Source organism: Methylophaga sp. UBA1464 (genome assembly GCF_002325665.1).
Taxonomy (GTDB): Bacteria; Pseudomonadota; Gammaproteobacteria; order Nitrosococcales; family Methylophagaceae; genus Methylophaga.
On record NZ_DCSO01000042.1, the window covers coordinates 724 to 4984 of the forward strand.

The window sequence follows — 4261 nt, forward strand, 5'->3', positions numbered from 1 at the left end:
AATTTATCCATGACTCACCGTCCTTCGTAATAGCTTTGGTAGCGCTCACGAACATGTAGTGATTCGCACTGACGCCATAATTCGCCGAAGTGTTTGGAGCCATCTTCAATGACATTGTGTGGTTCGGTCATCAATTGACCTCGGCCTTTAATGGCCACCATGACTGAATTGAGATAATGACTGTCTAGGTTGCATGCCACACGGGCAAGGTCCACATGAAATTCATTACCGTTGTATAGGCTTAACAGCACTTGAGACGCATAGTAGGCACCACCGCAATCGGTTGCTGCTAACTTAAACAAATGAATAATGGCATCGGCATACTCTTGATATGTCACATCCTCATAAAGCACCGAGTTTTTCCGGTATTTATTATCAAAGTGCAATGTCATAACGCGGTTTTTTAAATCGTTAATGATTTCGTCTTTTGTCTTTTCAATGGCTTTTAATTCGCTCATGACTCACCATCCTCATCATCACGTTCAGCCTGAATACGGTCATATATTTCCTCACGATGTACGGTGACATCTTTGGGAGCCTCGACCCCAATGCGTACCTGGTTACCTTTAACCCCTAATACCGAAACGGTGACGTCATCACCGATGATTAACGATTCGCCTACTCTTCTAGTTAAAATCAACATACCTTCTCTCCTTGGTTGGTTTTGTGGCCCCTATTGGCCGGTTTAGCCGCTTGCGCCGGCTAGTCGGTGTGATCCCCATGCAGTTAAATCTTTAAAGGAAGCGCACTCTCACACGGCCGGTGTTATTAGCCCCACTACCGGCTTGGGTAACGATGTTCATTTGCTACTGCACCCCTTCGTATTCAGGTGGTGATGTATACAGGCCAAATCTGGCCAATTCTTCGAGCCCTAACGCGACCAGATGGCTGACTCGCTTGCCATTAATAACCCGCTCGATTTCTTCTTTAACGATGACGCCGGCTTGATGACACTGACGTTTAAAAACTCGGTCAGATTTCACCGGCAAGGCATTCCATTTATCCCGTAATGCTGGGGTGTGGCTTATGTGATCCATGATGTGGCCGGTGCGAATTAGCAGACACCATTTTTCATCTTCACCAGGTATCAAACGGATTGCTTCAAACTTTTTGGGGTGCCGATACTGACCGCTATCGATTTCAGAGAAGATGGTTTCTAGGATCCAAACCCACGGTTCACGATCGGCACTTGTTTCACCGACATGGCCATTCATTTCTGCAATAACGTCGGTAACAAAATTGCCTGTCTCTTTGGGTAAATCCGAAAACTCACACAACAGGCTCCAGGCACAAAGCAAAGCCGCATAATTACCGGCCATACGCACAGCACCATCATCTTCACCTTTCGCCCGACTATGCTCTAAGCAGTACTGACGCGCCTTTTTATAGATTTCACCGACTTCATGCCGACTTTTGGTGGTCAGAAACTCTAACCACTGACGCACGGGAAAACGGGGTAACTCTTCCGGCAGGATGGCTCCTTTTTTGCCTGTTAGCTCACTACGTACAATCTTGCCCAGCAGCGATCGAACGGGAACGTCTTCACCTGCAAGCAGTACCGGTGCGGATAGCAAATATTCCGTCATATCCGCACCACGGCGGCTAATGGTGTATTGATAGTTTTCCTGCAGCATGGCCACAGCTTTATCAATCACATCCTGCCGGCGAGCGGATAGTTCTTCCCAACCAACCGGGTGTGATGTGTGGGATATTGACGTAAGCAAACGGAATTCTGTTTGAAGTGATTGCCCAGAGAACATGGTGAAAGCAATCGAACGTTCCAAGCGTTTAATGATGGTTGATTTACCGGCCCCTTTGTCGGCCTGTAATGTCATATGTGGCCAGAAACCAAGCAATACTTTTAAATGGGCACCCAGCGACCATACCAACATGATTGCAGCCGCATTTTGGTTAAAGGTTTGTTGATACGCCTCGATAACTTGCCGAGCTTCGTAAACGGTGCCACTTGGGAACGTGAGGTTGTGATACGGGCATTGTTTTTCAGGGTCCATGAAATAACAATCTGGCCCTTCATTAACGGTTAACTTGCTATCTCGCCAGCATAGGCCTACAAAATTGGCCGCGTTACGAGCACCAATATGAGAAGCACGCTCGAGTATATTGAGCATGCGAGAAAATGAGCCTTTATTAAAAATGGGCCCAAACTTTCCCCACTGATCGAGATTGTGTAATTTTTCGTCTTCGACTACTCGCCTTACCAGGCGAGAGCCATGGCGAGGGGTTTGAACTGAAACAGCAAAAACGGTATTGGGCTGGGCATCCTGTTCACCAGTCATAGTCGCGGTGACGCTGGCAATATTTACTCGAGATAAACCGGCCACCCGAAAGCCAGACAGATCCGTAAAGGTCTCTTTTTCCATTCCGTTGTCATCCTTGTCAACGGACTTCACAAAAGTGGTGAAGTCTTCCTTTGCGCGATATCTCCAGTACTGGCCATAATCATGAGCCGGGAGAAAAACACGACTTTTCCCAACATTATCACGACCAGGTAACCCAGGAATGATCCATGGTTCAAGTTTTCTTAAAACTGCTTGTGTTGATAATGGTCCTTCCTGTTTCAACACATCATTAATATCGTTCCAGCCACCCTCGGCCCACTCGCATTGGTCTACCATCAAGGCCGAAACATTCAAGCCTAATAATATTTCGTGCAGCTTCCAGGCTGTTTCTTGACCGGCACACCGCCCAAATTTATCGGGTTGATCAAAATCGAAACACAATACAACTCGCTTGCCTATCAAAAAGGTCCAATCGATGGCTTCAACATTGGTACCGCGCACAGCAATGGCTGTCGCGCCCTTGATATCGGCAGTTTTAACGGATAACGCATTAATAGGTGACTCGACAACATAAACCGTGTGTGCTTTTTTGAGCTCAGCCAAATCGTCATACCAGGGATAACCATATTTCTCACCTTGGCATTGTGTCTTGGTACCGCCATTCAGAGCAGGATCCTGATAACGCATATCAACAGCTACGATTCGACCAGGGTTAACCGTTCGCACAACGAATGCTGCAGCAGGTCCGCCATAACCAAAATTGCCCGGCTCAACCTTATTTGATGACCAGCTATTCCAACCAACTGAACGCCGTTTTATGGCCTCGCGAATGACTTGTTCATCAATGCCTCTGCCAATGAGGTAAGGCACCAACGGCTCAGGATCAATGAAGGATTTATCTGCAATAATCTCTGGTAATGTTTTGGGCCGTGCTGGTTCATTTGCATGGCGCCGTTCTAATGGAAAGCCATATTGTTCATGTAACCAAAAAATAGCTTCAGCGGTGTCCATGCTGTTTACGTAAGACACTAACGCTATGCAATCACCACCCTCTCCACTTGAATGATCTTTCCAATACCAGCCACCGGCTTTTTCAAATATAGATAGCGAAGGTGATTTGTCATCATGGTTTGGGCTTTTATAATTGCCCCGACCGCCTGGACGTTCAAGCCCAAGCCGGTCAGCCAGTTCATGCAGATCGATTCTGGCTTTGAGTTCTTCAATTGACGCCACTTGGTATCTCCCCTGTGGCACCGGTGATTTCCATATAACGCCAAAGAAACATTTCTCTGGCAGTGTGTGAATCAACTGCGAAAACAGTATTTCTGAGTGGCTGGATGTTTTTCAAAATTGGCCAAACATCATCATGTGCTGGCATCAGGTCACGTTGTTCAGTAGCTAAAAGTTTTAGATCTGCCTGCTTAACAGAATGGTCTAGGTGATTAGGAAGACCGAACTTACTGAAAATCACCTGTTCAATATTTTTTTCTAACCAACAATAATCAGGTAAGAGCTGCTTGAGCGGCGTAGGGATGTCGCCGATGAAAGCCTCTGCAGCATCATGGAGAAGACCTTGCAAAGCGAACTGTGGCGATACAACGCGAGAAACTAAAACCGAATGTTGGGCGACACTATAAAAATCTTTACATTGGCCAGCGAAGCGACAGATATTTGATAATCCATGTGCTATTTCCAAAATTGTGAAGTCAGATGTTTGTGGTCGAAGAAAATCAAAATATTTGCCATTACGCAGCAGAATAGATGGTTGCATCTTTAGGTTATTAGGCATTGTCTGCATCGTCATTATCCTTTTGGAGATACCAACCAACCCGCACTTTAAAATCCACGAGCTCTTCATTATTTAGTTCAATCAGAGCCTCATTCATTTCAGTGATACTGACCACGGTTGTGCACATCGATGCCAATTGATGGGTATGAAGTGCACCCTCTTCTTTTAGTAG

Annotated in this window: 5 protein-coding genes; all 5 read right to left on the minus strand. The window is 46.1% G+C overall.

Features of this window, described 5'->3' with window-relative positions; translation table 11 throughout:
- Window positions 1-14: 14 nt before the first annotated feature.
- Entirely contained in the window at window positions 15-458 is a 444-nt protein-coding gene (locus tag B3O33_RS04110) for a DUF7673 family protein (RefSeq protein WP_292359005.1), read from the minus strand.
- Window positions 455-643 carry a carbon storage regulator CsrA gene (gene csrA / locus B3O33_RS04115; RefSeq protein WP_292359004.1) on the minus strand — a complete coding sequence of 63 codons (189 nt, stop codon included), beginning with the start codon at window positions 641-643 and terminating at the stop codon, window positions 455-457. Before csrA ends, B3O33_RS04110 begins: the two co-directional genes overlap by 4 nt.
- A gap of 163 nt (window positions 644-806) precedes the next feature.
- Complete coding sequence (locus B3O33_RS04120; protein WP_292359001.1) at window positions 807-3533, minus strand: toprim domain-containing protein; 2727 nt, start codon at window positions 3531-3533, stop codon at window positions 807-809.
- Window positions 3520-4098, minus strand: a complete 579-nt coding sequence (locus tag B3O33_RS04125) for a YfbR-like 5'-deoxynucleotidase (RefSeq protein WP_292358999.1) — start codon at window positions 4096-4098, stop codon at window positions 3520-3522. The genes B3O33_RS04120 and B3O33_RS04125 overlap by 14 nt, the downstream gene beginning before the upstream one ends.
- The coding region (locus tag B3O33_RS04130; protein WP_292363018.1) for a hypothetical protein at window positions 4082-4261 on the minus strand (180 nt) is incomplete at its 5' end. The genes B3O33_RS04130 and B3O33_RS04125, both read right to left, overlap by 17 nt.

Excerpts from the sequence above, each read along its gene's own strand:
- B3O33_RS04110 (WP_292359005.1), bottom strand. The coding sequence starts at position 458 with ATGAGCGAATTAAAAGCCATTGAAAAGACAAAAGACGAAATCATTAAC.
- csrA (WP_292359004.1), bottom strand. The coding sequence starts at position 643 with ATGTTGATTTTAACTAGAAGAGTAGGCGAATCGTTAATCATCGGTGAT.
- B3O33_RS04125 (WP_292358999.1), bottom strand. The coding sequence starts at position 4,098 with ATGCAGACAATGCCTAATAACCTAAAGATGCAACCATCTATTCTGCTG.